We start from the raw sequence: 25,125 nt of genomic DNA on the forward strand, positions 1-25,125 counted from the left end.
CAAAGGGTTCAAAAATTTGGCATTGACTATCAAACACACTGTTGAGTTCTCAAACAACCGACGCACACCGCAGAACCAGAACCACTCTCGGCTCCAACCCCGCCGGGGCAACCCCTCAAACTTACCAGACTTTTTCGGCCGTTCCGACCGCCTGTTTCCAGCCGATCGAACTGCCCGACATCGTCGGAAAGCCCCCACACCGGTGCTCGGGCGCACGAATGCGACCTGATCCTCGGTGTGAGTTCCAGCCCCGGTCGGCCACCTGAGCTCCGGTCTCCCGGATCGTGCTCCCTGGTGTCCGTCTCCCTGTCGGGCTGACGTCGTAGAACATTACACGCTCCGGAGCGCCCGGCCAACTCCGTCCGCGGTGACGCGGGGCACACCCCTCCCCGCCCTCGGACGGGGGCTCCGGACCGGGTCCAGAATCGTGCCGTGAGCACCCCGCAGACCGCCCCTCAGCCCCCGGTGTCCGTCGCCGTCCGGCCCGCCCGTGCCGACGAGAGCGCGCACGTCGCGTGGCTCGCCGCGCTCACGTTCCCGCTGGCGTGCCCGCCCGGGACCTCTGTCGCCACGATGGCCGCGCACGTGGCCACCCACCTCTCCCCGTCCGCCGTGCGCGGCTGGGTCCGGTCCGACACGCACGCTCTCCTGGTCGCCGTCGACGAGGAGCTCGACCCCCACGCCGACGGTCCGACGGCTCCCCTCGGCTACGCGCTCGTGTCCTTCGGCGAGGCCTCCGGCGACGACGAGCAGCGCGTGCTCCGCTCCGTCGTCGGGCCCGCGCCGTACGTCGAGCTCTCCAAGATCTACGTGCACCCGGACGCGCTCGGCGGAGGGGTCGCGGCGCGGCTCCTCGACGCAGCCGTATCGGCAGCCGCGGAGCTCGGCGGCGACGCGCCCCTGTGGCTGGGCACCAACGCGCAGAACGCCCGGGCGCAGTCCTTCTACCGCAAGCACGGCTTCGAGGTCGCCGGGACGCGGACCTACGACGTCGGTGGCGTGCGGCACGACGACGTCGTCATGATCCGTCGACCGGCCTGACCGCGCGCGACGGCGGGCGGGCGACACGCGTCGCCCGCCCGCCGTCGTCGCTCACGCCGTCGTCGATCCTGCCGTTCAGCCCCGCAGCGCGAGGATCGCGTCGGCGCTGCGCTCCGCGTTGGCGAAGGAGTCGACGGGGAACGGCGGCTCGGCGACCGTCGACGCGTTGTCCTGCTCCCAGATGCCGTGCTGGCGCCCGGACCCGTTCAGCGCGCCGAGGAACGCCTGGTAGTCGAGGTCGCCCACCCCGAACTCGACGATGTCGTAGCCGTTGGACGACTGCGGGTTCACGCGCCCGTCCTTGAGGTGGAACAGCGGGTAGCGGTCCCGGTGGTCCAGCACGTACTCCACCGGCTCGAACCCCGGGTAGAGGTGCCGGCCGACGAACGCCCAGAACACGTCCATCTCGAGGAAGACGACCGCCGGATCCGTGTTCTCCAGGAAGACGTCGTACAGCCGTGTCGCCGGGTCGTCCGTCGCGAAGCCGAACTCGTGCTGGTGGTTGTGCTGGTAGAACTTCAGCCCGCGCGCCGCGGCCGCCGCGCCGAACCCGTTGAACTGCTCCGCGGCCTCGAGGTAGCCGCCCACGGTGCGGTCGTTCGTCGGCGCGTTCGCCGTGCCGACGTGCCCCATGCCGAGGGTCTCGGCGATGTCGAGCTCGGCCTCCAGGTTCCGGGCATAGTCGGCGATCCCCCGGTGCGACCCCACGGCGACGAGGCCGTTGTCGTCCAGCAGCGTGCGGATCTCGGCCGGCGTGATCGCCCCGACCGCGCCCTGCGTGTACCCGGCGAACTCCACCTCCCGGTAGCCGAGCGTCGAGAGCCGCTCGAAGACCACCCGGAACCCGAGCGCGTTGACCTTGTCCCGGATCGAGTACAGCTGGATGCCCAGCTTGCCCGGCGGGACGAGCCGGCGTCCCCCGCCGGCCGCGAGCGCCGACGAGGCCGTCGCCCCGCCCAGGCCCACGGACGTGACGGTCGCGGCACCCACCGCGACGGTGGAGCCCGCCAGACGCAGGAACGTCCGGCGGTCGAGCTCGGTACGACTGGTCATGCTGATCCCCTTCGATCAGGACGCCGGACCACCCGGCGCCACGCTGTCGCGAGCTGTCGCGAGCTGTCACGAGCTGCGGGAGGTCGGTCTCAGCGCTGCGAGAACGCCGCGTCGAAGGCGGCCTCCGGGGCGTCGAACGCGAGCCGACGCACCAGCTCCAGGGCCTCGGGGGCGCCGACCAGACGGTCCATGCCGGCGTCCTCCCACTCGATCGAGATCGGCCCCGCGTACCCGATCGTGTTGAGCATCCGGAACGCGTCCTCCCACGGGACGTCGCCGTGCCCCGTGGAGATGAAGTCCCACCCGCGCCGCGGGTCCGCCCACGGCAGGTGGGACGACAGGCGGCCGTTGCGGCCGTTGCCCATCCGCTTCTTCGTGTCCTTGCAGTCCACGTGGTAGATCCGGTCCTTGAAGTCCCAGAGGAAGCTCACCGGGTCGAGGTCCTGCCACACCATGTGCGACGGGTCCCAGTTGAGGCCGAACGCCTCCCGGTGCCCGATCGCCTCCAGCGTGCGCACGGTGGTCCAGTAGTCGTACGCGATCTCGCTCGGGTGCACCTCGTGCGCGAACCGCACGCCCACCTCGTCGAAGACGTCGAGGATCGGGTTCCACCGGTCGGCGAAGTCCTGGTAGCCCGCCTCGACCATCGCCTCCGTGGCCGGCGGGAACATCGCCACGTACTTCCAGATCGACGACCCCGTGAAGCCGACGACGGTGTCCACGCCGAGCCGCGCCGCCAGGCGCGCGGTGTGCTTCATCTCCTCCGCCGCGCGCTGCCGCACCCCCTCCGGGTCGCCGTCGCCCCACACGACGTCCGGCAGGATGTCGCGGTGCCGCTCGTCGATCGGGTCGTCGCAGACGGCCTGACCCTTGAGGTGGTTGGAGATGGCGTACACCTTCAGCCCGTACCGCTCCAGCAGGTCGAGGCGGGACTGCACGTACGCGTCGTCGTCCCACCGCCACGGGTCCAGGTGGTCGCCCCAGCAGGCGAGCTCGAGGCCGTCGTAGCCCCAGCCCGAGGCGAGCCGGGCCACCTCCTCCAGGGGCAGGTCGGCCCACTGGCCCGTGAACAGGGTGATCGGTCGTGCCATGGTGCGGTTCTCCTCGTCGAGATCGGCGGTGCGGGTGGAGGCGTCGGGCGGGACGTGGTCAGCCGGGCAGGTCGACCCAGGTGTGGCCCGCGTCGGAGCTGCGCTCGACGGCGTCGAGCACGCGCTGCACGGCGAGGCCGTCGGCGAACGACGGCGTCGGCTGCTTCCCGGCCGCCAGGTCCTCGACGAGGTCGACGACCTGGTGGGTGAACGCGTGCTCGTAGCCGAGCCCGTGCCCGGCGGGCCACCAGTGCCCGCCGTAGGGGTGCTCCGGCTCGGTGACGACGATGCGACGGAAGCCCGCCACCTCCGCGTCGTCCTCCGCGTCGAAGTAGTGCAGGAGGTTCATGTCCTCGAAGTCGAAGGCGAGCGAGCCACGGGTGCCGCTGACCTCGAGCCGGATGGCGTTCTTGCGGCCCCACGCGTACCTCGTGGCCTCGAAGGTCGCCGTCCCGCCGCCCGACAGCCGCCCGAAGAAGATCGCCGCGTCGTCGACGGTGACGGGGCCGGTGCCCTCGCCCGCCTCCCCGGAGAGGCCGGAGAACGACGCCGGGACCGGCCGCTCGCGCACGAACGTCTCGAGCATGCCCGCCACGCCGACCAGCCGCTCCCCCGTGACGAACTGCGCCAGGTCGACGACGTGCGCGCCGATGTCGCCGAGCGCCCCGGAGCCGGCCTTCGCCTTGTCGAGCCGCCACGACAGCGGCGTGGCCGGGTCGGACAGCCAGTCCTGCAGGTACTGCGCGCGCACCTGCCGCACCTCGCCGATCCGCCCCTGCTCGACCAGGCGTCGCGCGAGCTGGATCGCCGGGACGCGGCGGTAGGTGAACCCCACCGCCGCGTACACCCCGCGCGCGGCCGCGGCGTCGGCCGCCCGGACCATCTCCTCCGCCTCGGCCACCGAGTTGGCGAGCGGCTTCTCGCACAGCACGTGCTTGCCCGCCTCGAGCGCCGCGACGGCGATCTCGGCGTGCGTGTCGCCCGGCGTGCACACGTCGACGAGGTCGACGTCGTCGCGCGTCAGGAGCTCGCGCCAGTCGGTGACGGCGTCGTCCCAGCCGAGCCGGTCGGCGGCCGCCCGCACCCCGTCGGCGCTGCGGCCCGCCACGACCCGCATCCGCGGGGCGAGCGGGAGGTCGAAGAACCGCGGCGCCGTCCGCCACGCGTGCGAGTGCGCGGCCCCCATGAACGCGTACCCGACCATCCCGACGCCCAGCGTCGGCGTGCCCCCTGCCGTGGCGTGCTCGCTCATCGAGCGACCTCCGTTTCCTCGTGCGTCTGTCGTGCTTCCGTGCGTGCTCTGCGGGACCGGCCCGACCTCAGGACCGGAACCCGATGGACATGTACTGGTCGACGTTGTCCGCCGTGACCACCGGGGCGTACAGCTGGGTGGTGCGCGGGACCCCGGCCGAGACCAGGTCTCCCATGTTCTTGTTGTGCACCACCAGGCGGGCCAGCTTGATGCCGTCGGCCGCCTGCGTCGACGGGTAGACGACGGTCGCCTTCAGCACCGAGTCGTCCGCCTGGATGTGCTCCATGACGTCGAGGGAGCCGGCGCCGCCGACCATGAAGAACTCGTCGCGGCCGGCGTTCTCGATCGCGGCGAGGACGCCGACGCCCTGGTCGTCGTCGTGGTTCCAGATGGCGTCGATCTGAGACTCCGCCTGCAGCAGGTTCGACGTCGCCGTCTCCCCGCCCTGGACCGTGAAGTCCGCCGCGACCCGGCGGTCGACGTCGAGCCCGCAGTCGGACAGCGCGTCCTCGAAGCCCTTGCTGCGGTCCTGGGTGAGCGGCAGCGACTCGATGCCCTGGATCTCCGCGACGACCGCGTCCGGGTTGTCGCCGAGCTGCTCGCAGATGTAGGTGCCGGCGCTCACGCCCATGCCGTAGTTGTCGCCGAGCACCGTGGCGCGCGCGGCGAACGGGCTGGAGAACTCGCGGTCGACGTTGATGACCGGGATCCCCGCCTCCATCGCCTTGGTCGCGACCTCCGTGAGGGCGGCGCCGTCGAACGGCAGCAGCACGATGGCGTCGACCTTGTCGTTGATGAACTGCTCGATCTGGCTGATCTGGACGTTGACGTCGTTCGTCGCCTCGGCCTGCCGGAGCTCGACGTCCGAGTACTGCTCGGCGGTGTCGACCGCCGACTTGGTGATGGCGCCCATCCAGCCGTGGTCGGCGGCGGGGGCCGAGAAGCCGATGACGACCGTGTCGCCCGGCTCGTCGTTGCCCTCGGCCGCGACCTGCGGCGCCGCCGAGCTCTCGTCCTCGGGCGGCTCGTTGCTGGTGCAGCCGGCGGTGAGCAGGACGGCGGACACGGCCACCGCGGCCACCGCGGCGCTGCGCCGGGCGGGACTGTTGAGCAGGGTGCGTGCGGACATGTGATCATCCTCGATTCGGTCCGGCCGACCCGGGCGGGTGGCCCGGTGCGGGATGGTGCTGGGTGCTGCAGGGACGTGCGGGGAGGGACAGAGCGGCGGCGCGTCAGGTGGACGCGGAACGCCGGGCGAAGCGCTGCTGGAGCAGCACGGCGACGACGATGATCGCGCCCTTGGCGACGTTCTGGGCCGAGATCGACAGGTTGTTGATCGTGAAGACGTTGGTCAGCATCGCGAAGATGAGGACGCCGATCACGGTGCCGACGATCGTGCCGCGACCGCCGATGAGCAGCGTGCCGCCGACGACCACGGCCGCGATCACCTCGAGCTCGTAGTACAGGCCGTTCGTGGAGGTGCCCGCCGTGGTGCGGCCCAGCATCATCACGCCCGCGATGCCGGCGGTCAGCCCGGACAGCGCGTAGACGTACAGCAGGTGGCGCTGCACCTTGATGCCCGCGAGCCGCGACGCCTCGAGGTTGCCGCCCACGGCCACCGTGCGCCGTCCGAAGGTGGTCCGGTTGAACAGGAACCACCCGGCGACGGCGACCACCGCGAAGATCCACACGAGCACCGGCACGCCGATGACGTCGGCGCGGAAGAAGTCCAGGAACCCGTCCACGCTGACGACCTGGGTCTGGCGTCCCGAGATCATCTCCGCGAGGCCACGGGCGGCGATCATCATCGCCAGCGTCGCGATGAACGACACGACCTTGCCGTACGCGATGATCAGGCCGTTGACGACGCCCGCCGCGGTGCCGACCGCGAGCGCCGTGAGCACCATGACGGTCCAGTGCACGTCCTCGGCCATCGTCTGCGTGGCGAGGGTGCTGGCCCACACCGAGGCGAGCCCGGTCAGGGACCCCACCGAGAGGTCGATCCCCCCGGCCGTGATGACGAAGGTCATCCCGATGGCGAGGACCCCGGTGACCGATGCCAGCCGGAGGATGGTCATGACGTTGTCGAGGCTGGCGAAACGCTCGCCGCCCGTGATCACGCCGACCACGGCGACGAGGACCAGGGCCACGACGAGCCCGATCGTGCGGCCTGCCGGGCCCGACAGCCACGAGGGCCGCGACGTGCCGGCGGACGGCGACTCCACCTGGGTGCTCATGCGGTGGTTCCTTCCATGACGAGGTCGAGCACGCCGTGCTCGTCGATGTCCTGCGCGGGTGCCCGGTGCACGACGCGCCCTTCGGAGACCACGAGCACGTGGTCGGCGAGGCCGAGGACCTCGGGGATCTCGCTGGAGACGACGACCACCGCCGTCCCGGCGTCGGCGAGCCGGCGCACGAGGGAGTAGAGCTCCGACCGCGCGCCGACGTCGACGCCGCGGGTGGGCTCGTCGAGCAGCAGCACGTCGCAGCCGTGGACGAGCCACCGGCCGAGCAGCGCCTTCTGCTGGTTGCCGCCCGACAGGGTGCGGGCCGCGCGGTCGACGTCCGTGGGCCGCAGGTCGAGGGCAGCGACCTGCTCGCGCGCCGCCGCGCGCTCGGCGCGCTCGTCGAGCCAGCCGCCGCGGGCGAACCGGGCGAACGTGGAGAGGGTGACGTTCCGGTAGACGGGCTCGTCGAGGACGAGGCCCTGGCTCTTGCGCTCCTCGGGGCACAGCCCGATGCCGGCTGCCACCGCGGCGTCGACCGACCCTGCGCGCAGGGTGCGGCCGTTCACCGCCACACTGCCCGCCGTCCGCCGCCGCGCGCCGTAGAGCGTCTCGAGGATCTCCGACCGTCCCGCGCCCACGAGGCCGGCCAGCCCCACGATCTCCCCCGCCCGGACCTGGAACGAGACGTCGTCGAACGTGCCCCCGAGACCGAGCCCCTCGACGTCGAGCACCACCGGGGCCCCGTCGGGGACGCCGGGGCGCTCCGGGAACGCGTACTCGACGTTGCGCCCGGTCATGAGGCGGATGAGCTCCGTGGTGGGCGTGGTGGCCGCCGGGAGGTCGCGGCCCACCGTGCGCCCGTTCTTGAGGACCGTGATGCGGTCGCCGATCTCGCGGATCTCCTCCAGGCGGTGGGAGATGTACACGACCGCGACGCCCTGCTCCGTGAGCGCGCGGACCACGCGGAAGAGGTTGCGCACCTCCCCGGCGTCGAGCACGGCGGACGGCTCGTCCATGACGATGACGCGCGCGTCGTGGGACAGGGCGCGCGCCATGGACACGACCTGCTTGCCCGCGGCCGAGAGCTGGCCGACCTCGCGGTGGGGCGCGATCTCGGGGTGGCCGAGCCGCGCCAGCAGCTCGCGCGTGCGGGCCGCGACCTCGCGCCGCTGGGTGAACCCGCCGCGGTCGAGCTCGTGGCCGAGGAACACGTTCTCCGCGACGGTCAGCCCGTCGACGACGTCGAGCTCCTGGTAGATCGTCGCGACCCCGCGCTGCAGGGCCGCGACCGGGTGCGGGATCACGACCTCCTCGCCGTCCAGCACGATCCGGCCGGCGGTGGGCTGGTGCGCCCCCGCGAGGACCTTGATGAGCGTGGACTTCCCGGCGCCGTTCTGGCCGAGCAGGCAGTGCACCTCGCCCGGCAGCACGTCGAGGTCCACCCCGTCGAGCGCCTTGGCGCCCGGGAAGTGCTTGACGATGCCCTCCATGCGCAGCAGAGGGGCGGGGGCGTCGCTGCCCTCCGGCGGTGCCGCGTCGTCGCGGTCCACGTCGACCATGCGTCCGAACCTAGGACGCACTTCTGTCGATCGTCAAGCAAAAGACGGGTGTTATTCGATCGTGATTGACTACGGTCATGACGGAAGGCGCAGCGATCGGGCCTCGCACCCCCGGGGCCGGCGAGATGTTCCAGCTCCTGCGCGACGGCCGGGCCCGCACCCGAGCCGAGCTCGCGACCCTCACCGGGCAGGCCCGGTCCACCGTCGCCGGGCGGATCGACGCCCTCATGGCGGCGGGCCTCATCGCCCCCGCCGGCGAGGCCACCTCGACCGGGGGACGCCCGCCCGCCACCTTCGCGTTCAACCCGTCGTCGCAGGTGGTGCTGGGCGTCGACCTCGGCGCCACCCACGCCCGGCTCGCCGTGACCGACCTCGCGTCCACCGTGCTCGCCGAGCTCGACGCGCCCCTCGCGATCGCCGACGGGCCGGAGCCCGTGCTCGGCTGGGTCGCGGACACCGGGCGCAAGCTGCTCGAGACCGCGGGCCGCTCGCTGGGCGACCTCGCCGGCGTGGGCGTCGGCCTGCCCGGCCCCGTCGAGCACGCGACCGGGCACCCGAACAACCCGCCGATCATGCCCGGCTGGGACGACGCGGACGTGCCCGGCATCCTCCGCGGCCACTTCGACGCGCCGGCGCTCGTCGACAACGACGTGAACATCATGGCGCTCGGCGAGCACCGCATCGCCTGGCCCGACGTCCCCGACCTCATCCTCGTCAAGGTCGCCACCGGCATCGGCGCGGGCATCATCGCCGACGGCGCGCTGCGACGCGGCGCGCAGGGCGCCGCGGGCGACGTCGGGCACATCGCCGTGCCCGGGGCGGAGGACATCGTCTGCCGCTGCGGCAACGTCGGCTGCCTCGAGGCGATCGCGAGCGCGCAGGCCCTCGCGGTCCGGCTCCGCGCCGAGGGCCTGGACGTGTCCGGGCCCTCGGACGTCGTCGCGCTGGTCCGCGGCGGCGACGTCACCGCAGGCCGCGCGGTGCGCCAGGCCGGTCGCGAGATCGGCAGCGTCCTGGCCGCGACCGTCAGCCTGCTCAACCCGTCCGTCATCGTGCTCGGCGGCATCCTCGCCGAGGCGGGCGAGCACCTGCTCGCCGGGATCCGCGAGGTGGTCTACCGGCGGTCCCTGCCGCTGGCCACCCAGCACCTGCGCATCGCCGTCGCGCGCACCGGCGCGCAGGCCGGCGTGCTCGGCGCCGCCGCGATGGCCGCCGACCACGCGCTGTCCCCCGAGGCGGTGGACGCGCTCACGGCCTGAGCGCGCCGTCCGTACGATGCCGCGCATGACCTCGGCGTTCACCGGCCTCCTCGCCTATCCGATCACGCCGCTGGCCGAGGACGGGTCGATCGACCTGGACGGCCTGGAGGCCCTCGTCGCCACGGCCGTGTCCGCCGGCGCGGACGGCGTCGTCGTGCTGGCGACGTCCGGCTCCGGGGTCTCGTTCGACGACGACGAGCGCGACGCCGTGGTCCGGGGCGCCGTGGCGGCCGCGGGCGGCGCGCCGGTGCACGTGGGCACCGCCGGGGAGTCGGCGCACCGGGTCGTCGCACGGGCCCGGGCCGCAATCCACGCCGGCGCCTCGGGGCTCGTGCTGACCCCGTTCGCGTACCTGCCGCTCGACGACGCGGAGGTGCGCGCGCTGTTCGCGCGGGTCGCGACCGCGGTCCCCGGCGCTCCGGTGTGCTTCTACAACAAGCCCGTGCAGCTCGGGGTGGACGTCTCCCCCGACCTGCTCGCGACGCTGCGCGACGACGGCTCCGTGGTCGCGGTCAAGGACCCGGCCTCGCTGCCGTCCCGGCCCGGCGGGCGCGTGCCCGAGCTCCGGGCCACCGGGGTCGCCGTCGGGCTCAGCGGCGACACCGCGCTGGTCGGCGGGGCCGAGCCCGCGGACGCCTGGCACACCGGGCTCGCCGCGCTCGCCCCGGCCGAGTACGTCGCCGTCCGGCAGGCCCGGGTCCGCGGGGGCGCGGGCGCCGACGACGCGCGGGCCTGGCTGCTCGGCGTCGCGCACGCCGTGGCCGGGACGGGTCGGCCGGTGACGGCGCTGCACGCCGTCGCCGCCCTGCTGGGCACGCCGACCGCGCCGCCGCGCGACGCGCTCGTGCCGCTCACCCCCGCGGACGAGGCGGCGCTGCGGGACGTCGTCGCGCGCCGCCCCTGACCGCGCCGCCTGTGCCCCGCGCCGACGGACGTCAGCCCGCGCGCTCGAGCACCGCGACGTGCAGGTCCAGCAGTCCCGCCGTGCGCTCGCTCGGACCGCGACCGAAGCCGCACTCGGTCGCGACGCCGACGGTCCGGCCACCCAGCACCTGCGCGGCGGCGGCGAGGCGGCGCGCGGCGCCCTCGACGCCGTCCTCGTGGTGCAGGACGCCGAGGTAGAGCTCGGTGGTCGGGTCCAGCGCGAGATCGCCGAGCGCGGCGACGTACGCGACGTCGTCACGGTCGATCGGCACGGGCAGGTGCACCCAGGTGATCGGGCGCGGCAGCGCCGCGACCAGGGCGTTCGCCATCTCCACCAGGTGGCCGGTGTCCGCCGGCTCGACGAAGTGCTTCTCCGCCACGTCGCCGTAGCAGAGGTGGAAGCCGAGCTCGACGCCGTCCGGCACGTGCGCCGCGAACCGCGCCGCGCGGGTCGCGCACCCCGCGACGACGCCCTCGTCCCCGCCGGCGCCGGCGTCGAACCACGCCCGCGCGGCGCCGCCGCCGAGGTTCGCACCCTCGACGAAGGCGAACTCGGAGGCGAGGTCGACCTGCACGGCGAGGTCCTCGGCCGGGACCGCCGCGAGGATCTCCTCGAGCTCGCGCACCAGGGCAGCCTCGTAGACCGGGTGCACCGCGGCGCGGTCGGCCGGCGCGACGAAGGTCGTCACGGCCGCGAGCGGCGAGGGCAGGCAGACCTGGAACCGCGTGCCGGGCGCGATCACGCCCTCCGCGCGCAGGGCGACGAAGTCCGCGTACGACGCGCGCGCCGCCTCCGCGTAGCCCAGCGGCCCGAACCGCAGCTCGTCCGCCGGCACCGTGCCGTCCAGCACGTGCGGCCGCACGTCGAAGCCGGCGACGACGACGGGCGCGTCACCCACGCGGGCCAGCCCGTCGACCGCCTCGAACCGGGTGCCCTGGAACAGGATCCAGTGGAACCGCTCGCCCACCTCGCCGTCGGGGATGCGGCGGGCGTGCGCGCCGAGCCGCGTCGCGACGGTGCGCAGGGTGTCCCGCGCCGAGGGCAGGTTCACGGAGCCCACGAGGTGGGCGCCGCGCAGGGTCAGGGTCGAGGCGGTCTGATTCAAGGAGAGCGTGTCCGGCACCCGCGCATCGTAGCCCCGGGCGTCAGCCGTCCAGCGCCGCGGGACCGCCCTCGAGCAGCCGGGTGAACGCGGCCTCGTCGAGGATCGGCAGGCCGAGCTCCTCCGCCTTCGCCGCCTTCGATCCGGCGTTCTCGCCCACGACGACGTAGTCCGTCTTCTTCGAGACCGACCCCGCCGCCTTGCCGCCCGCGGCGAGGACGGCCTCCTTGGCGCCGTCGCGGCTGTACCCCTCGAGCGAGCCCGTCACCACGACCGTCAGGCCGGCGAGCGGGCCGGTCGGCCCCTCGTCCGCCTGTGCCGCCATCGCCTCGGGCCCCGGGTGGTCCGGGATCCAGGTGCGCACCCCGGCCGCCTGCCAGCGGTCGACGATCTCGCGGTGCCACTCGACGTCGAACCAGGCCAGCAGCGCGTCCGCGATGATCGGACCCACGCCCTCGACGGCGGCCAGCTCCTCGCGCGACGCCGCGCGGACCGCGTCGAGCGAGCCGAACCAGCCCGCGAGCGCCCGGGCCGCCACGGGCCCGACGTGCCGGATGTTGAGGCTGACGAGGATGCGCCACAGGTCCTTGGTCTTGGCGAGCTCTAGCTCGTCGAGGAGCTTGGTGGCCGCGGCCGTCGGCTCCCACTCCGGCAGGGCCTCCCCCGCCGCCTCGGCCTCGGCTCGACGGGCCTTGGTGGACGTGACCTTCTTCCGGAACGGCGTCCGGCGACGGGCCACGCCGTCGTCGTCCATCTTGGGCAGCCCGGTCTCGGCGTCGCGCACGACGACCTCGATGGGCAGCAGCTCGTCCAGCGTGAGGTCGAACAGGCCCGCCTCGGTGCGCAGCGGCGGGACCTCGGGCACCTCGGGCTGGGTGAGCGCGGACGCCGTCACCTCGCCGAGCACCTCGACGTCCAGGCCCCCGCGCGAGCCGATGTGCTCCACCCGCCCGCGCACCTGCGCCGGGCAGGACTCGGCGTTCGGGCAGCGCAGGTCGACGTCGCCCTCCTTCATCGCCCGCAGCGGGGTGCCGCACTCGGGGCACCGCTCCGGCATGACGAACTCCTCGCGCGGGTAGCCGTCGTCGGCCAGCGCGGTGACGGGCCCGAGGATCTCGGGGATGACGTCGCCCGCCTTGCGCAGCACGACCATGTCGCCGATGCGCACGCCCTTGGCCTTCACCACGTCCTGGTTGTGCAGCGTCGCCTGCCGCACCGTGGACCCCGCCACCAGGACCGGCTCCATCACGGCGTACGGCGTCGCGCGGCCGGTGCGGCCCACGCCCACCTGGATCGCCACGAGGCGGGTGGTGACCTCCTCCGGCGGGTACTTGTAGGCGATGGCCCACCGCGGCGCGCGGCTCGTCGCGCCCAGCCGCTGCTGGTCGCCCAGCGCGTCGACCTTGACGACGATGCCGTCCAGCTCGTGCTCGATGTCGTGGCGGTGGGCGCCGAACCACTCGATCATCTCGACGACGCCGTCGATCCCCTCGACCACGCGGTTGTGCGGCGAGACCGGCAGCCCCCACCGCGCGAAGTGCTCGTACGCCTCGGACTGCCGGGCCAGCTCGGTGTGCTCCCCCGCCGTCCACTGCAGGGCGCCGATCCCGTGCACGTAGAGGCGCAGGGACTCCACGCGGGCGACCCCGGCCTCGAGCTCCATGCCCTCCTTCTTGTCGAGCAGCTGGCGCAGCCCGCCGGCCGCCGCGTTGCGCGGGTTGGCGAACTGCGGGAAGCGGCGGAGGGCGGCGACCCGGGCACGCTCCTCGTCGAACGGGCGGGCGGAGGTCGCGCGCCCGTCGTGCCGCGCGCGGGACTCGGCGACGACGCGGTCGCGGAGCTCTGCCTGCAGCGCGTTCAGCCGCTCGAACGACGCGACGGGGATGAAGACCTCCCCGCGGACCTCGACGAGGTCGGGGTGGCCGTCGCCCGCCAGCCGTCGCGGGATGTCGGCGATCCGGAGCGCGTTCTGCGTGACGTCCTCGCCGGTGCGGCCGTCGCCGCGGGTCGCCGCGCGCACCAGGCGGCCCTTCTCGTACAGCAGGGCGATCGCGAGGCCGTCGATCTTCACCTCCGACAGGTAGCCGACGTGCTCGGCGCCCAGGTCGCGGGCCACGCGGGCGTCCCACGCCCGCAGCTCGTCGACGGAGAACACGTTGTCGAGGCTGAGCATGCGCTCGACGTGCTCGACCGTCGCGAACCCGGCGGCGGCCGCGCCGCCCACCCGCTGCGTCGGCGACTCGGGGGTCTGCAGCGCCGGGTGCGCGGCCTCGATCGCCTCCAGCTCGTGCATCCGCGCGTCGTACTCGGCGTCGGACACCCGCGGGGCGTCGTCCTCGTAGTAGGCGCGCTGGTCCTCCTCGACGAGGGCGACCAGCTCGGCCCAGCGGCGCTGTGCGGTGGCCTCGTCGAGCAGGGTGTTCTCGGTGTCCGTCACGGGCCCATCTTGCCGCGTGCCGCCGACACCGGCCGGGTCGGGCACCTCGAGCGGCCCGACCTGCGAGAAGGCCTGTCCCGATGCTGTCCGAACCGCTACGATTCTGGCGTTTTGGCCCCCTCTCGACCGACAGCAAGGACGCCCATGAAGATCGCCGTCGTCGGCGCCGGCTTCGCCGGCCTGGCCAGCGCCAAGGTGCTCCGCGAGTTCGGGCACGACGTCACCGTGCTCGACAAGGCCCCCGACGTCGGCGGCGTGTGGAGCGCGAGCCGCCGCTACTCGGGCCTCACCACGCAGAACAACAAGGGCTCGTACGCCTTCTCCGACCTGCCCATGCCGAAGGACTACCCCGAGTGGCCCAGCGGCCAGCAGGTGCAGGCGTACCTCGAGCGGTACGTCGACCTCCACGACCTGCGCGGCGCGCTCCGGCTGTCGACCGAGGTGGTGCGCGCCGAGCTGACCCCCGCGGAGGACGCCTGGTTCGTCACCGCGCGCCACGCGGGCGAGCCGGTCGGCGAGCCCGAGCGCTTCGACCACGTCGTGGTCGCGAACGGCATCTTCTCCGACCCGGTGATCCCGCGCTTCGAGGGCCTCGCGCAGCTGCTGCGCGCCGGCGGCAAGGTCGTCGCCTCGAGCCAGCTCACGTCCCTCGAGGACGCGCGCGGCAAGCACGTCGTCGTCGTCGGGTACGGCAAGTCCGCGTGCGACGTCGCCGCCGAGATCGCCCCGGTCGCCGCGAGCACCCAGGTCGTCGCGCGGCACCTGCTGTGGAAGCTGCCCAAGCGGCTCGGCAACGCGCTCAACTACAAGTACCTCCTGCTCACCCGGATGGGCGAGGGCCTGTTCCGCTACGAGACGCTGTCCGGCGGCATGGAGAAGTTCCTGCACGGCCCGGGCGACGGCGTGCGGAAGTCGATGCTCGCCAGCGTCGGCGCGGTGTCCGTCAGGCAGTTCCACCTCGAGAAGCTCGGGCTCGTGCCGCGCGGCGAGTTCGCCGACATCGCCCGCTCCACCGTCTCGCTCGCCACCGACGGCTTCTTCGAGCAGGTGGCCGAGGGCAGGATCGACGTGCACCGCGAGTCCGAGATCGAGCGCCTCGCCGTCGACGACGACGGCGCCCCCGTCGCCGTGCTCGACGACGGCACCACGGTCCGCGCCGACCTCGTGGTGTGCGGCACCGGCTTCCACCAGCGCGTGCCGTTCCTCGACGACGACCTGCAGGCACGCCTGCTCGACGACCGCGGCAACTTCCAGCTCTACCGGCAGGTGCTGCCGCACGACGTGCCGCACCTGACCTTCGCCGGGTACAACTCGTCGCTGTTCAGCCCGCTGTCGGCCGAGGTCGCCGCGCTGTGGACCGCGGCCCACCTCGCCGACGCCGTCGACGTGCCGCCCGTCGAGGAGCGGCGCGAGCTCGTCGCGAGCCGCGTGGAATGGATGGAGAAACGCACCGAGGGCAAGCACGCGCGCGGCACCAACGTCATCCCGTTCTCGCTGCACCAGATCGACGAGATGCTGACGGACCTCGACCTGCAGCTGCCCGCGGCCACCCGCGCGGGCCAGTGGCTGCTGCCGGTGGACCCCAAGGCGTACCGGCACCTGCCCGGCCGGCTGCGCGCACGGATCGGCTGACCGCGGGCGGGCCGGCCGACCCGTCAGGGTCCGCCGGTCCGCCGGTCACCGGAATCGGACGGGCAGCTCCCGCGGGTAGCGCACCCACGCCGAGCGCACCGGCTCGACGTCGGCCGGCGCGACGGTGAGCTCCATGTCCGCGACCCGGGCGAGGAAGTGCCCCACGACGGTCCGGGTGATCAGCGGCGCCGTCCGGTGCGCCGGGCACGCGTGCGCGCCCGTCCCCCAGGTGAGGTGGAAGCGCGCGTCGACCTGCTCCCACGGGTCCGCGGCGCGGACGGTGCGGTCGGCGTTGGCGGCCGCGACCGCCGGCACGACGGCGTCGCCCGCGGCGATCGCCTGACCGCCCAGCTCGCCGTCCGCGAGGGCGTACCGCAGCCGCAGGTGCGGCAGCGGGGGCGCGTCGCGCGCCACCTCGTCCAGCGCGTCGTCGAGCGAGAGGCGGCCGCCGTGCAGGCGGGCGGCGAACGCCGGGTCGGCGAGCAGCCGCTGCAGCGCGGTGGCGATCCACGCGATCTCGGCGTCGTGCGCCGTGGCGAACACGAGCCCGACGGCGGCCATCACCTCGAGGTCGTTCTCGTGCGCGGGGTGCGCGAGCAGCGCGGACGTGAGGTCGTCGCTCGGCTCCGCGCGACGCCCGGCGACGAAGCCCGCGAGCAGGTCCTCCGCCTCGACGGACGCCGGGTGGGCGTCGTCCGTGCCGGAGCGCTGGGCGACGGTGAGCTCGTGCATCCGGCGCGCGTCCGCGAGCGTCATGCCGAGCAGGTCGGCCAGCACCCGCACCGGGACGTCGACGGCGTACTCCGCGACCATGTCCGCCGTGCCGCGGGCGGCCAGGCGGTCCAGCGCCGACGCGCAGGCGACGTCCGTCGTGCGTCGCACCCGCCGGTCCTCGACGGCGTCGAGCGTGTCGGCCAGGGGCGTGCGCAGCCGCCGGTGCTCCGCACCGTCGCGGTCATGGGCGCCGTCGCGCGGCGCGAGCAGCGCGCGGGTCGCCGAGCGCCGACCGACCAGCCCCTCCGCCTCGTACCGCCAGTGCCGCGCGTCGCGGGAGAACATCGCCTCGTTGCGCAGGACGGCGGAGACCTCGGCGTGGCCGAGCGCGAGCCACGCCGGCACGCCCGGCCCGAGGTCGACGGGCGCGAGGGCGCCCCAGCGCGAGCGCAGCGCCTCGTACCGGGCCGCCGGGTCGGGCGCGCCCGCCAGGTCGGCGAGCAGCGGCCGGTCGGCCACGTCCTCGAGCCGCACCACGCGCACCGCCCCGGTGAGGCTCATGCGGCCTCGCCCGCGCGCGCGAGACGCACCGCGTGCGCGACGAGCGCCTGGAGAGCCTCCACGGCCTGGCGTCGCTCGCGCAGGTCGCCCGCGACGACGGGGGTGTCCGCCGGCAGGTCGAGCGCGGCGCGCACCGCGTCGGTGGTGTGCCGCGGCGCGTCCGGGAACTCGTTGACCACGATGGTCACCGGCAGCGCCGTGTGCTCCTCGAGCTGGTCCAGCACCTCGAAGCTGTCCTCCAGCCGGCGCGTGTCCACGACGACGAGGGCGCCCACCGCGCCGTCCGCCAGCCCCGCCCACAGGTCCCAGAAGCGCTTCTGCCCGGGCGTGCCGAACAGGTAGAGGGCCGTGGTGCCGCCCACCGTGACGCGTCCGAAGTCCATCGCGACCGTCGTCGTGGTCTTCTCCCCCAGCCGCGGGTCGACGCCCAGGCTGGCCGCCGTGATCGTCTCCTCCGTGCTCAGCACGGGGATCTCGCTCACCGCGCCGATGAGCGTCGTCTTGCCCACGCCGTACGCGCCCACCACGAGCACCTTGACCGACCGCTCGACGGTGGACGCGAGGTGCAGGGAGGCCGGGTCGACGGGTGGCGCCTCAGAACCGACGGAGACCATCGAGGACCTCCTCCAGCAGGTCGACGCCCGGCAGGTCGTGGGTCGCCGGCGACCGGACCGCCAGGTAGCCGGCGTCGAGCAGGTCGGAGGCGAGGACGGCGACCAGGCTGGTGGGCAGGCGCAGGTACGCGGCGAGCTCGGCGAGGGCCAGCGTGCCGCGGCAGGTCTCGAGCAGTGCGCGCTCGTGCCGGCCCGCGCCGACGGGCAGCTCGCGGCCGTCGTCCACCGCGCACAGCAGCGTCTCCGGCCGCAGCGTGTTGCGGCTCGGGTGCGCGCGCCCGCCCGTGAGGACGTACGAGCGCACCGGGTGGTCGCGGTAGCCGTCCGTCATCGCGTCTCCCCGTCGGCGGGCACGGCGGGGCGCAGGACGTCCGTGCCGAGCGTCCGCTCGCCGATCATCAGCACCTGGGCCTGCATCTGCTGGGCCACGAGCCCCGGGTCGACCGCCGCATCGGTGACGACCGCCAGCCGCGAGCCGTCGCCCGCACCGCGCACGAAGAGGAAGCCGCCGTCGAACTCGACGAGCACCTGGCGCAGCGCGTCGCCGGCGCCGAACTCCCGCCCCATGCTCATGCCGAGTGCGACGAGGCCGGCGCACGCCGCCGCGACCTTGTCGGCCGTGTCCGGGGGCGTCACGTCCGTGCGGACCTTCACCAGGCCGTCCGAGCTGAGCACGACGACGTGGCGCACGCCGCGCACCCCGGCGACGAGGTCGAGCATCCAGCTGTCCGGGTGCGCGAGCGCGGGCGTCGCGTCGGTGGTCGGGGTCGTCATGAGTCCTCCGAGGTCACGTCCGGCACGGCGGACGGCTGCTGGCTGGGGTGGTCGGTGGTCGGGGCGCCGTCGGTGGTGGCGTCGCGGTCGGCGGAGAAGAACGCGCCGATCCACGCGCCGGCCTCCTCCGCCGTCTGCGCCGGGACGGCCGCGGTCGGGGCGGACGGCGGCGCGGCGGGCACCGAGCGCTGGGTCCCCGTGGCGGGGCCGCGGCGCGAGCGCCGCTGCGGCAGGGCCGGGGCGCCGTCCGGTCCCGGCGTCCTGCCGTGGGTCTGGGCGGCCGCCGTCTCCGGCGTGGCCGGGGCCTCCGGGGCGGGCCCGGGCCACGGGTCGTCGACGCTCGGGGCGAGCGTGCCGGGAGCCGCGGCCGCCGCGGTGACGAGCTCGGCCGGCACCATGACCACGGCGCGCAGGCCGCCGTACACGGACTCCGTGAGGTCCACCCGCAGGTCGAGGGCGCGGGCGTACGACCCGACGACCGCGAGGCCGGTCTGCGGCACCTCGCCCAGGTCGGCGATGCCCACGGGCCGCGCCCCGGACGCGACGGCACGCACCCGCTCGAGCTCGCGGGCTGCCATCCCGACGCCGCAGTCGTCGACCTCGACGACCGCGCCCCGCTGCACCTGCCGGATCGCGACGAGCACCTGGGTGCTGGGCGGCGAGCACTGCGTCGCGTTGGCGAGCAGCTCGGCGAGGACGTGCACGATCGGCTCGACCGCACGCCCGACGACGGCCAGCCCCGGGTCGCCGGAGACCTCGACGCGCTGGAACGCCGTGATCCGCCCGGCGGCCGCACGCACGACGTCGGGCAGGGCGAGCGGGTCGTCCCACGTCTGCCCCGGACGCCGGCCACAGAGCGCGACGAGGTTCTGCGCCTGGCGGGCGTGCTGCGCGGCGGCGTGGTCGATCCGCATGGACGTCTGCAGCACGTCGGGGTCGGCCGCGTGCCGCTGCACCATGCGCGCCGCCTCCTCCTGGATGCGGTGCGCCGACGCCTGCACCTTGCGCCCCAGGGCGACGACGGCGGTCTCGACGGCGGCGCGCTGGGCGTCGCGAGCCTCCCGGGTGCGCGCGAGCTCGGCCGTCGCGTCCTCGAGCGCTGCGGCGGCCGCCGCGAGCTCGGCCGCCAGCTCGTCGCGCTCCGCCCGCAGCGCCGCCCGGTCGTGGTCGCCGCGCGCGACGGCGCGGGACAGCGCCACGACCGCGACGACGACGAGCAGCGCGGCGACGCCGGACAGCGACGCCGAGCCTGCGGGCGACAGTCGGTCGCCGAGCACCGGCACGGCCGCGAGGCAGAGGACGGCCGCGGCCGCGCAGAGCTGGGCCGGCACGCGCGTCGTCGCGCGCGAGCCGGCAGAGGTCGTCGTGCTCACCGCACCCCCGTGGGTGGAAGGATCGGGTCCCGGCGGACGTGACCGTGCCGCTCCGAAAGCGGCGTTCTCCGCGAAACCCTTGGAACGTCCATAGCGGGATCAATGCCCTGACCAGGAGTTTCTACCACGGGCAACCCCCGGGTGAAAGGCACCCGCGCCCGTCGGCGCGCCCGGCGGCTAGGGTGCCGAGCATGACCGCCGAGCACGTCGACACCGCACCGTCGGACCCGCCCGCCGCCCCGCCGTCCCCGCTCGACCCGGCCCGGCCGGACCCGTTCGCGTGGCTCGAGGAGGTCGACGGCACCGAGGCGCTGGCGTGGGTGCGCGGCCGCAACGACCACGCGCACACGACCGTGGGTGCCGCCCCCGGGTTCGCGGCGACCGAGGCGGCGGTCCGCGAGGTGCTCGACTCCGACGAGCGCATCCCCGACGTCTCCCGGATCGGCGACCACCTGTACAACTTCTGGCGCGACGCCGCGCACGAGCGCGGCCTGTGGCGCCGCACCACCCTCGACTCGTACCGGACCGACGCGCCGGAGTGGGAGACCGTGCTCGACCTCGACGCGCTCGCCGCGGCGGAGGGCGAGAGCTGGGTGTGGCACGGCGCGTCGCTGCTGCGCCCGACGCCCGAGCAGCTCGCGGCGGGCGAGCCCTGGCGCCGGGCGCTGGTCGACCTCTCCCCCGGCGGCTCGGACGCGGATGTCACGCGCGAGTTCGACCTCGTCGCCAAGCGGTTCGTCCCCGCCTCCGAGGGCGGCTTCGAGCGCGACACGGCGCGCGACGACGGCCGCACCGGCGCCAAGGGCGGCCTGGCCTGGGCCGACGAGGACACGGTGTACGCCTTCACGGACTTCGGCCCGGGCACGACGACGCCGTCCGGATACCCGCGCATCGCGAAGCTCTGGCGCCGCGGCACGCCGATCGAGGACGCCGTCGTCGTCTACGAGGGCACCGACGACGACATGTACATCTCCGCGCGCCGCTCGCGCACGCCGGGCTTCGAGCGCGACCTCGTGAGCCGCTCGATCGCCTTCTACCGGTCGGAGACGTTCCTCGTCGATGCGGTCGGGACGCCCGAGCAGCGGCTGGTGAAGATCGACGTGCCCGAGTCCGCGGAGGTCGGCTTCCACCGCGAGTGGCTGCTGGTCGAGCTGCGCGACGACTGGGCGCCGGCGGGCACCACGTTCGCCGCCGGCTCGCTGCTGGCCGCGCCGGCGGACGCGTTCCTGGCCGGCTCGCGCGACCTCACCGTCCTGTTCGAGCCCACGCCGTCGACGTCGCTGGTCGGCGCCTCGTGGACGCGCCACCACCTGGTCGTCAACGTGCTCGACGACGTGAAGAACGCCGTCCACGTGCTCACCCCGCCCGCCGACGCGTCCCCCGGCACTGCGGCCGGCGTGCCCTGGACCCGCTCGGAGCTCCCGCTCGGCGGCGGGCTGCTCACCGTCGGCGCGCGTGCCGTCGACCCCCTCGACAGCGACGACGTCTGGGTCACGACCACCGGCTACCTCACGCCGTCCACCCTCGCGCTGGCGACCGTCGTCGGGCCGGGGGCGGAGCCCGGCGCGCCCGAGCCGCTCAAGGCCGCGCCGGCGTACTTCGACGCCGACGGCATGGTCGCGGTGCAGCACTTCGCAGCCTCCGACGACGGCACGCGCGTGCCGTACTTCGTCGTGGGCCGCGAGGACCTGGTGGACCCGGCCGACCCGACGACGCCGGGCACCGCGCCGACGCTGCTGTACGGGTACGGCGGCTTCGAGATCCCGCTGCTGCCGGGCTACTCCGGCACGGTCGGGCGGGCGTGGCTCGCCCGCGGCGGCGTGTACGTCGTCGCGAACATCCGTGGCGGCGGCGAGTACGGCCCCGCGTGGCACCAGGCCGCGCTGCGCGAGCGGCGGCACAAGGCGTACGAGGACTTCGCGGCCGTCGCGCGCGACCTCGTGGCCCGCGGCATCACGACGCCCGAGCACCTCGGCGCGCAGGGCGGCTCCAACGGCGGGCTGCTGGCCGGGAACATGCTCACGCAGTACCCCGACCTGTTCGGCGCGGTCGTGGTGCAGGTGCCGCTGCTCGACATGAAGCGGTACTCGCACCTGCTCGCGGGCGCGTCGTGGGTGGCGGAGTACGGCGACCCCGACACCGACGACTGGGAGTTCGTCCGCACGTTCTCGCCCTACCACCTGCTCGAGGGCGGCCGCGCCTACCCGCCGGTCCTGTTCACGACGTCGACCAAGGACGACCGCGTGCACCCGGGCCACGCGCGCAAGATGGCGGCGCTCATGCTGGCCACGGGCGGGCCCGGCGCGGACGTCACGTACTACGAGAACGTCGAGGGCGGCCACGGCGGCGCCGCCAACAACGCGCAGGCCGCGCACATGTCAGCCCTGGCCTGGACGTTCCTGCGCGAGCGCCTCGCCTGACCGGCCCGGTCCCGGCGGCCCGCCGGGACCCGCGTCAGGCTGGCCCGAGGGCCGCGCGCACCGACGTCCACGACGCGAGCTGCGCGCGCACGTCCTCCCGCGTCTCCGTGGCGAGGGCCTCGGCGTAGGCGCGCTCGAGCAGGTCGTCGACGAGGACCTTCGCGCCCGTGGCGGCCGACTCGACCGCCGCCGCCACCATGACGAGGCTGAGCACGTTCTCGTGCGCCTCGCCCATGGGCGTGGGACCACCGTCGAGCGCCGCGAGGAAGGTCGCCAGCGACCCGGCGATCCCGTCGCCGGGGTCCGCACCCTCCGCCGCGTCGCGCGGCCCCTCGACGACGGGGTCGTGGTCGCCGTCCCAGACGGCCGTGCCGTCCCGTCCCGAGAGCCGCCAGGCCCCGTTCCACGACGTCTCCTGGCCCGGGCTGCACCAGCTGCCCGTGTAGGAGTAGCGGACGCCGCCCGTCATCTCGAAGACCGCGGTCGCCGCGGCGTCGCCGTCGTACCAGCTCCACGACGGGTTGAACTCCTCGCAGTACACCGAGACGGGCTCGGCACCCAGTAGGAACCGGGCGGTGTCGAACGGGTGGATCGCCATGTCGAGCAGCAGCGGGTGCGCCATCGCGTCGCGGAACCCGCCGAAGCGCGGCGCCTTGAAGAACTCGGTGGTGAGCACCCCCAGGTCGCCGAGGGTGCGGGCCTGCTCCCGGAAGGCGAAGAGCTGCCGGTTGTAGCGGCGCGACTGGCTCACGACGAAGAGCTCCCCGGTCACCTCCGCGGCCGCGACGAGCGAGAGCGCGCGCGGCACCGACTCGGCCACCGGCTTCTCGCCCAGCACGGGCAGCCCCGCGAACAGCGCGGCCGTGGTCACGGGGTGGTGCGCGGCCGGGACGGTGACGTTCACGACGGCGCGCGCACCGGTCTCCCGGGCGAGCGCGACGGCGTCCGTCCCGACCGGGACGTCAGCGAGCCCGGCGTCGGCGAGCGCCCCGCGGGCGGCGTCGAGGTCGAGGTCGACGACGCCGGCGAGCTCGGCGCCCGCCTCCGCCCGGATCGCCGCGAGCCACGCGCGACCCATGCCGCCGGCGCCGACGAGGACGAGCGGGGTGCTCACAGCCCGGCCTCCGCGGCGGCGGCGCGGGCCTCGTCGTTCAGCGCGCCGCCGTAGCCCTGGCCGCGGTAGAAGTCCTCGGTCTCGTAGCGCAGCAGCGTGGGGGCCGTGCGCTCGGGACGCACGGTCACGGCCCACCCGACGGCGTTGGAGATGACCTTGCGGACCCCGTCGTGGAAGTACGTCGGGTACTCCTGGTCACCGGGGCGGAAGTAGAAGATCTTGCCGAAGCCGCGCCGGTAGGTGATGCCGGAGCGGAACACCTCGCCGCCGGAGAACGTGCTGAGGAAGACGGTCTCGTCCGGGGCGGGGACGTCGAAGAACTCCCCGTACATCTCGTCCTCCTCGATGATCATGGGGTGCGGGATGCCCTGGGCGATCGGGTGCGTCGGGTCGATCGTCCACACCAGCTCCCGGTCGTGCTCGGCGCGCCAGCGCAGGGTGCAGGTGGTGCCCATGAGCTTCATGAAGATCTTCGACCAGTGCCCGGAGTGCAGGACGACCAGACCCATCCCTTCCAGCACGTGCCGGTGCACCCGCTCGACCACCTCGTCGGCGACCTCGCCGTGCGCGGCGTGGCCCCACCAGGTGAGCACGTCGGTGTCGCGCAGCACCTCCTCGGTGAGCCCGTGCTCGGGGTCGTCGAGCGTCGCGGTGCGCACGCGCACGCCGTCGCCGAGGTTCTCCTCGATGCCCTGCGCGACGGCGCCGTGCATGCCGTCGGGGTAGCGGGCGGCGACCGACGGCTCGAGCTGCTCGTGGCGGTTCTCGCCCCAGACGGTGACGCGGATCGGTGCGGTCATGGTCTCTCCTTCGGGTGGTGGCGGGTCGGTGCGGCGGAGGGTGGTGGCGGGTCGGGCCGGGTCAGCCGGCGACCGGCGTGGTCCGTGTCGACGTGCGCCGCACCAGCACCGCGGGCGCGAGCTCCCGCTCGCCGCCGGGTGGTGCGTCACCGTCGAGCAGGGCGAAGACGCGCTCCATCACGCGCCGCGACACGTCGCGCGGCCGCGGCGACGTGGCGGTGAGGCCGTGCGGCTCGGCCTCGGCGTCGAGGGCCAGACCGACGACGTCGACGTCCCGACCCGGCCGGCGGCCCCGGTCCGCCAGCGCGCGGAACGTCGCAGGGATCGCGGTCGCGAGCACGAGGCCGGGCCCCTCGCCGGACGCGAGGACGTCGTCGACGACGCGCCCCACGTCCGGTTCGCCGGCCGGCCCGTGCCAGCGCAGCTCGACGCCGCGCTCCGCGGCCGTCGCGCGCGCCCCGCGCTCGAACCGCGGCACGAAGTTGATGCCCTGCGCGGTGACGTCCGGCCCCCAGCCCAGCACGTCCACCGTCCGGTGCCCCAGGTCGGCGAGCTCGGCCACGAGCAGCCCGCCCGCGGCCTCGAAGTCGAAGTCGAGGCAGTCGAGCCCCTCGGCGTCGTCCGGGATCCCGATGAACACGACGGGCAGCGGCAGCTCCCGCGCCACGTCGACGCGGTCGTCGTCGGTGCCGACCCCCATGACGACGAGGGCGTCGCACAGCGAGCGACCCGCCACCCGGCGCAGCCCCGCCGGGCCCTCGTCGGCGGTCACGAGGAGCACGTCGTGGTCGCGCCGCCGCGCGGCCAGCAGGATCTCCTCGACGAACACCATGAGGCGCTGCACGCTGGAGTCCGGGTCGACCGGCACCACGACCGCGACGGTGCTGGTGCGGTGCCCGGCCAGGGCCCGCGCCCCGGCGTGCGGCTCGTAGGTCAGGCGGTCGATGGCCTCCTGGACGCGCCGCCGCGTCTCCGGGGAGATCGGGCGCTTGCCGCTCATGACGTAGGAGACCGTCGACTGCGACACCCCGGCCTCGCGCGCGACGTCGGCGCTGGTCGGCCCCTTCGGCACGTCGTCTCCCGTCGTCGGCGGACGTCGCCGGATCCCGGCGAAGGTCATCGATGCGCATCGACGCGCATGGTCGACGACACTAGCGACGCGCCGCCGGGGCCGCA

Annotated in this window: 21 protein-coding genes; 5 read left to right on the top strand and 16 right to left on the bottom strand. The window is 74.5% G+C overall.

Translation table 11 applies throughout. The features are described from left to right. The first annotated feature begins 432 nt into the window (after nucleotides 1-432). A complete protein-coding gene (locus tag ACFQ8T_RS16225; protein ID WP_430547514.1) occupies nucleotides 433-1,041 on the top strand; it encodes a GNAT family N-acetyltransferase in 609 nt (202 codons plus the stop codon). A 75-nt stretch (nucleotides 1,042-1,116) separates the two neighbouring features. Here ACFQ8T_RS16225 and ACFQ8T_RS16230 read toward each other — a convergent pair whose 3' ends face one another. The 6 genes from ACFQ8T_RS16230 to ACFQ8T_RS16255 form a co-directional block, all read right to left on the bottom strand. After that, a complete protein-coding gene (locus ACFQ8T_RS16230; protein WP_430547515.1) occupies nucleotides 1,117-2,094 on the bottom strand; it encodes a sugar phosphate isomerase/epimerase family protein in 978 nt (325 codons plus the stop codon). 89 nt (nucleotides 2,095-2,183) lie between these two features. Further along, nucleotides 2,184-3,185, bottom strand: a complete 1,002-nt coding sequence (locus tag ACFQ8T_RS16235; RefSeq protein ID WP_430547516.1) for a sugar phosphate isomerase/epimerase family protein — start codon at nucleotides 3,183-3,185, stop codon at nucleotides 2,184-2,186. 58 nt (nucleotides 3,186-3,243) lie between these two features. Next, complete coding sequence (locus ACFQ8T_RS16240; protein ID WP_430547517.1) at nucleotides 3,244-4,437, bottom strand: Gfo/Idh/MocA family protein; 1,194 nt, start codon at nucleotides 4,435-4,437, stop codon at nucleotides 3,244-3,246. Between the two features lie 67 nt (nucleotides 4,438-4,504). After that, nucleotides 4,505-5,566, bottom strand: coding sequence for a substrate-binding domain-containing protein (locus ACFQ8T_RS16245; protein WP_430547518.1), 1,062 nt, complete (start codon nucleotides 5,564-5,566; stop codon nucleotides 4,505-4,507). A 103-nt stretch (nucleotides 5,567-5,669) separates the two neighbouring features. Then, the gene (locus ACFQ8T_RS16250) at nucleotides 5,670-6,674 is read right to left on the bottom strand and encodes an ABC transporter permease (RefSeq protein WP_430547519.1); all 1,005 of its coding nucleotides are present in this window, start codon (nucleotides 6,672-6,674) and stop codon (nucleotides 5,670-5,672) included. Further along, a complete protein-coding gene (locus ACFQ8T_RS16255; RefSeq protein ID WP_430547520.1) occupies nucleotides 6,671-8,224 on the bottom strand; it encodes a sugar ABC transporter ATP-binding protein in 1,554 nt (517 codons plus the stop codon). The genes ACFQ8T_RS16250 and ACFQ8T_RS16255 overlap by 4 nt, the downstream gene beginning before the upstream one ends. A 77-nt stretch (nucleotides 8,225-8,301) precedes the next feature. Here ACFQ8T_RS16255 and ACFQ8T_RS16260 point away from each other — a divergent pair, with 77 nt between their 5' ends. Both ACFQ8T_RS16260 and ACFQ8T_RS16265 read left to right on the top strand, forming a co-directional pair. Continuing rightward, nucleotides 8,302-9,483: an ROK family transcriptional regulator gene (locus ACFQ8T_RS16260; RefSeq protein ID WP_430547521.1), complete on the top strand. Its 1,182-nt coding sequence runs from the start codon at nucleotides 8,302-8,304 to the stop codon at nucleotides 9,481-9,483. Between the two features lie 25 nt (nucleotides 9,484-9,508). Continuing rightward, nucleotides 9,509-10,387: a dihydrodipicolinate synthase family protein gene (locus tag ACFQ8T_RS16265; RefSeq protein ID WP_430547522.1), complete on the top strand. Its 879-nt coding sequence runs from the start codon at nucleotides 9,509-9,511 to the stop codon at nucleotides 10,385-10,387. A 31-nt stretch (nucleotides 10,388-10,418) separates the two neighbouring features. Here ACFQ8T_RS16265 and ACFQ8T_RS16270 read toward each other — a convergent pair whose 3' ends face one another. Beyond that, on the bottom strand, nucleotides 10,419-11,531 hold the full coding sequence (locus ACFQ8T_RS16270) for a hypothetical protein (RefSeq protein ID WP_430547523.1): 1,113 nt from the start codon (nucleotides 11,529-11,531) through the stop codon (nucleotides 10,419-10,421). 22 nt (nucleotides 11,532-11,553) lie between these two features. Beyond that, nucleotides 11,554-13,947, bottom strand: coding sequence for an NAD-dependent DNA ligase LigA (gene ligA, locus ACFQ8T_RS16275; RefSeq protein WP_430547524.1), 2,394 nt, complete (start codon nucleotides 13,945-13,947; stop codon nucleotides 11,554-11,556). 144 nt (nucleotides 13,948-14,091) lie between these two features. On the opposite strand from ligA, the gene ACFQ8T_RS16280 reads away from it, so the two are divergent. Beyond that, nucleotides 14,092-15,579, top strand: coding sequence for a flavin-containing monooxygenase (locus tag ACFQ8T_RS16280; protein ID WP_430547525.1), 1,488 nt, complete (start codon nucleotides 14,092-14,094; stop codon nucleotides 15,577-15,579). Between the two features lie 45 nt (nucleotides 15,580-15,624). Here the strand turns inward: ACFQ8T_RS16280 and ACFQ8T_RS16285 are convergent, their stop codons facing one another. From ACFQ8T_RS16285 to ACFQ8T_RS16305, 5 genes are read right to left on the bottom strand one after another with little or no spacing between them, the layout of a single operon-like run. Next, entirely contained in the window at nucleotides 15,625-16,854 is a 1,230-nt protein-coding gene (locus tag ACFQ8T_RS16285) for a hypothetical protein (protein WP_430547526.1), read from the bottom strand. Continuing rightward, nucleotides 16,851-17,468, bottom strand: a complete 618-nt coding sequence (locus tag ACFQ8T_RS16290) for an ATP/GTP-binding protein (protein ID WP_430547527.1) — start codon at nucleotides 17,466-17,468, stop codon at nucleotides 16,851-16,853. The genes ACFQ8T_RS16285 and ACFQ8T_RS16290 overlap by 4 nt, the downstream gene beginning before the upstream one ends. Continuing rightward, nucleotides 17,449-17,799, bottom strand: a complete 351-nt coding sequence (locus ACFQ8T_RS16295; RefSeq protein ID WP_429766862.1) for a DUF742 domain-containing protein — start codon at nucleotides 17,797-17,799, stop codon at nucleotides 17,449-17,451. The genes ACFQ8T_RS16290 and ACFQ8T_RS16295 overlap by 20 nt, the downstream gene beginning before the upstream one ends. Then, nucleotides 17,796-18,242, bottom strand: coding sequence for a roadblock/LC7 domain-containing protein (locus tag ACFQ8T_RS16300; protein ID WP_430547528.1), 447 nt, complete (start codon nucleotides 18,240-18,242; stop codon nucleotides 17,796-17,798). Before ACFQ8T_RS16300 ends, ACFQ8T_RS16295 begins: the two co-directional genes overlap by 4 nt. Next, nucleotides 18,239-19,615, bottom strand: coding sequence for an ATP-binding protein (locus tag ACFQ8T_RS16305; protein WP_430547529.1), 1,377 nt, complete (start codon nucleotides 19,613-19,615; stop codon nucleotides 18,239-18,241). The genes ACFQ8T_RS16300 and ACFQ8T_RS16305 overlap by 4 nt, the downstream gene beginning before the upstream one ends. A gap of 191 nt (nucleotides 19,616-19,806) precedes the next feature. On the opposite strand from ACFQ8T_RS16305, the gene ACFQ8T_RS16310 reads away from it, so the two are divergent. Further along, nucleotides 19,807-22,035, top strand: coding sequence for a prolyl oligopeptidase family protein (locus tag ACFQ8T_RS16310; protein WP_430547530.1), 2,229 nt, complete (start codon nucleotides 19,807-19,809; stop codon nucleotides 22,033-22,035). Nucleotides 22,036-22,069: 34 nt separating this feature from the next. Here the strand turns inward: ACFQ8T_RS16310 and ACFQ8T_RS16315 are convergent, their stop codons facing one another. The 3 genes from ACFQ8T_RS16315 to ACFQ8T_RS16325 form a co-directional block, all read right to left on the bottom strand. Further along, a complete protein-coding gene (locus ACFQ8T_RS16315; RefSeq protein ID WP_430547531.1) occupies nucleotides 22,070-23,149 on the bottom strand; it encodes a Gfo/Idh/MocA family protein in 1,080 nt (359 codons plus the stop codon). Beyond that, entirely contained in the window at nucleotides 23,146-23,949 is an 804-nt protein-coding gene (locus ACFQ8T_RS16320; protein WP_430547532.1) for a ThuA domain-containing protein, read from the bottom strand. The genes ACFQ8T_RS16315 and ACFQ8T_RS16320 overlap by 4 nt, the downstream gene beginning before the upstream one ends. 61 nt (nucleotides 23,950-24,010) lie before the next feature. Beyond that, nucleotides 24,011-25,021, bottom strand: a complete 1,011-nt coding sequence (locus tag ACFQ8T_RS16325; protein ID WP_430547533.1) for a LacI family DNA-binding transcriptional regulator — start codon at nucleotides 25,019-25,021, stop codon at nucleotides 24,011-24,013. Nucleotides 25,022-25,125 lie beyond the last annotated feature (104 nt).

The organism is Isoptericola sp. NPDC056618 (assembly GCF_042792715.1).
Taxonomy (GTDB): domain Bacteria; phylum Actinomycetota; class Actinomycetes; order Actinomycetales; family Cellulomonadaceae; genus Isoptericola; species Isoptericola nanjingensis.

What these genes read in the sequence shown, in the direction of transcription:
- ACFQ8T_RS16255 (WP_430547520.1), bottom strand. Translation starts at nt 8,224, where the DNA reads ATGGTCGACGTGGACCGCGACGACGCGGCACCGCCGGAGGGCAGCGAC.
- ACFQ8T_RS16310 (WP_430547530.1), top strand. Translation starts at nt 19,807, where the DNA reads ATGACCGCCGAGCACGTCGACACCGCACCGTCGGACCCGCCCGCCGCC.
- ACFQ8T_RS16285 (WP_430547526.1), bottom strand. Translation starts at nt 16,854, where the DNA reads ATGAGCCTCACCGGGGCGGTGCGCGTGGTGCGGCTCGAGGACGTGGCC.
- ACFQ8T_RS16240 (WP_430547517.1), bottom strand. Translation starts at nt 4,437, where the DNA reads ATGAGCGAGCACGCCACGGCAGGGGGCACGCCGACGCTGGGCGTCGGG.
- ACFQ8T_RS16235 (WP_430547516.1), bottom strand. Translation starts at nt 3,185, where the DNA reads ATGGCACGACCGATCACCCTGTTCACGGGCCAGTGGGCCGACCTGCCC.
- ACFQ8T_RS16260 (WP_430547521.1), top strand. Translation starts at nt 8,302, where the DNA reads ATGACGGAAGGCGCAGCGATCGGGCCTCGCACCCCCGGGGCCGGCGAG.
- ACFQ8T_RS16320 (WP_430547532.1), bottom strand. Translation starts at nt 23,949, where the DNA reads ATGACCGCACCGATCCGCGTCACCGTCTGGGGCGAGAACCGCCACGAG.
- ACFQ8T_RS16290 (WP_430547527.1), bottom strand. Translation starts at nt 17,468, where the DNA reads ATGGTCTCCGTCGGTTCTGAGGCGCCACCCGTCGACCCGGCCTCCCTG.
- ACFQ8T_RS16250 (WP_430547519.1), bottom strand. Translation starts at nt 6,674, where the DNA reads ATGAGCACCCAGGTGGAGTCGCCGTCCGCCGGCACGTCGCGGCCCTCG.
- ACFQ8T_RS16280 (WP_430547525.1), top strand. Translation starts at nt 14,092, where the DNA reads ATGAAGATCGCCGTCGTCGGCGCCGGCTTCGCCGGCCTGGCCAGCGCC.
- ACFQ8T_RS16300 (WP_430547528.1), bottom strand. Translation starts at nt 18,242, where the DNA reads ATGACGACCCCGACCACCGACGCGACGCCCGCGCTCGCGCACCCGGAC.
- ACFQ8T_RS16230 (WP_430547515.1), bottom strand. Translation starts at nt 2,094, where the DNA reads ATGACCAGTCGTACCGAGCTCGACCGCCGGACGTTCCTGCGTCTGGCG.
- ACFQ8T_RS16245 (WP_430547518.1), bottom strand. Translation starts at nt 5,566, where the DNA reads ATGTCCGCACGCACCCTGCTCAACAGTCCCGCCCGGCGCAGCGCCGCG.
- ACFQ8T_RS16265 (WP_430547522.1), top strand. Translation starts at nt 9,509, where the DNA reads ATGACCTCGGCGTTCACCGGCCTCCTCGCCTATCCGATCACGCCGCTG.
- ACFQ8T_RS16295 (WP_429766862.1), bottom strand. Translation starts at nt 17,799, where the DNA reads ATGACGGACGGCTACCGCGACCACCCGGTGCGCTCGTACGTCCTCACG.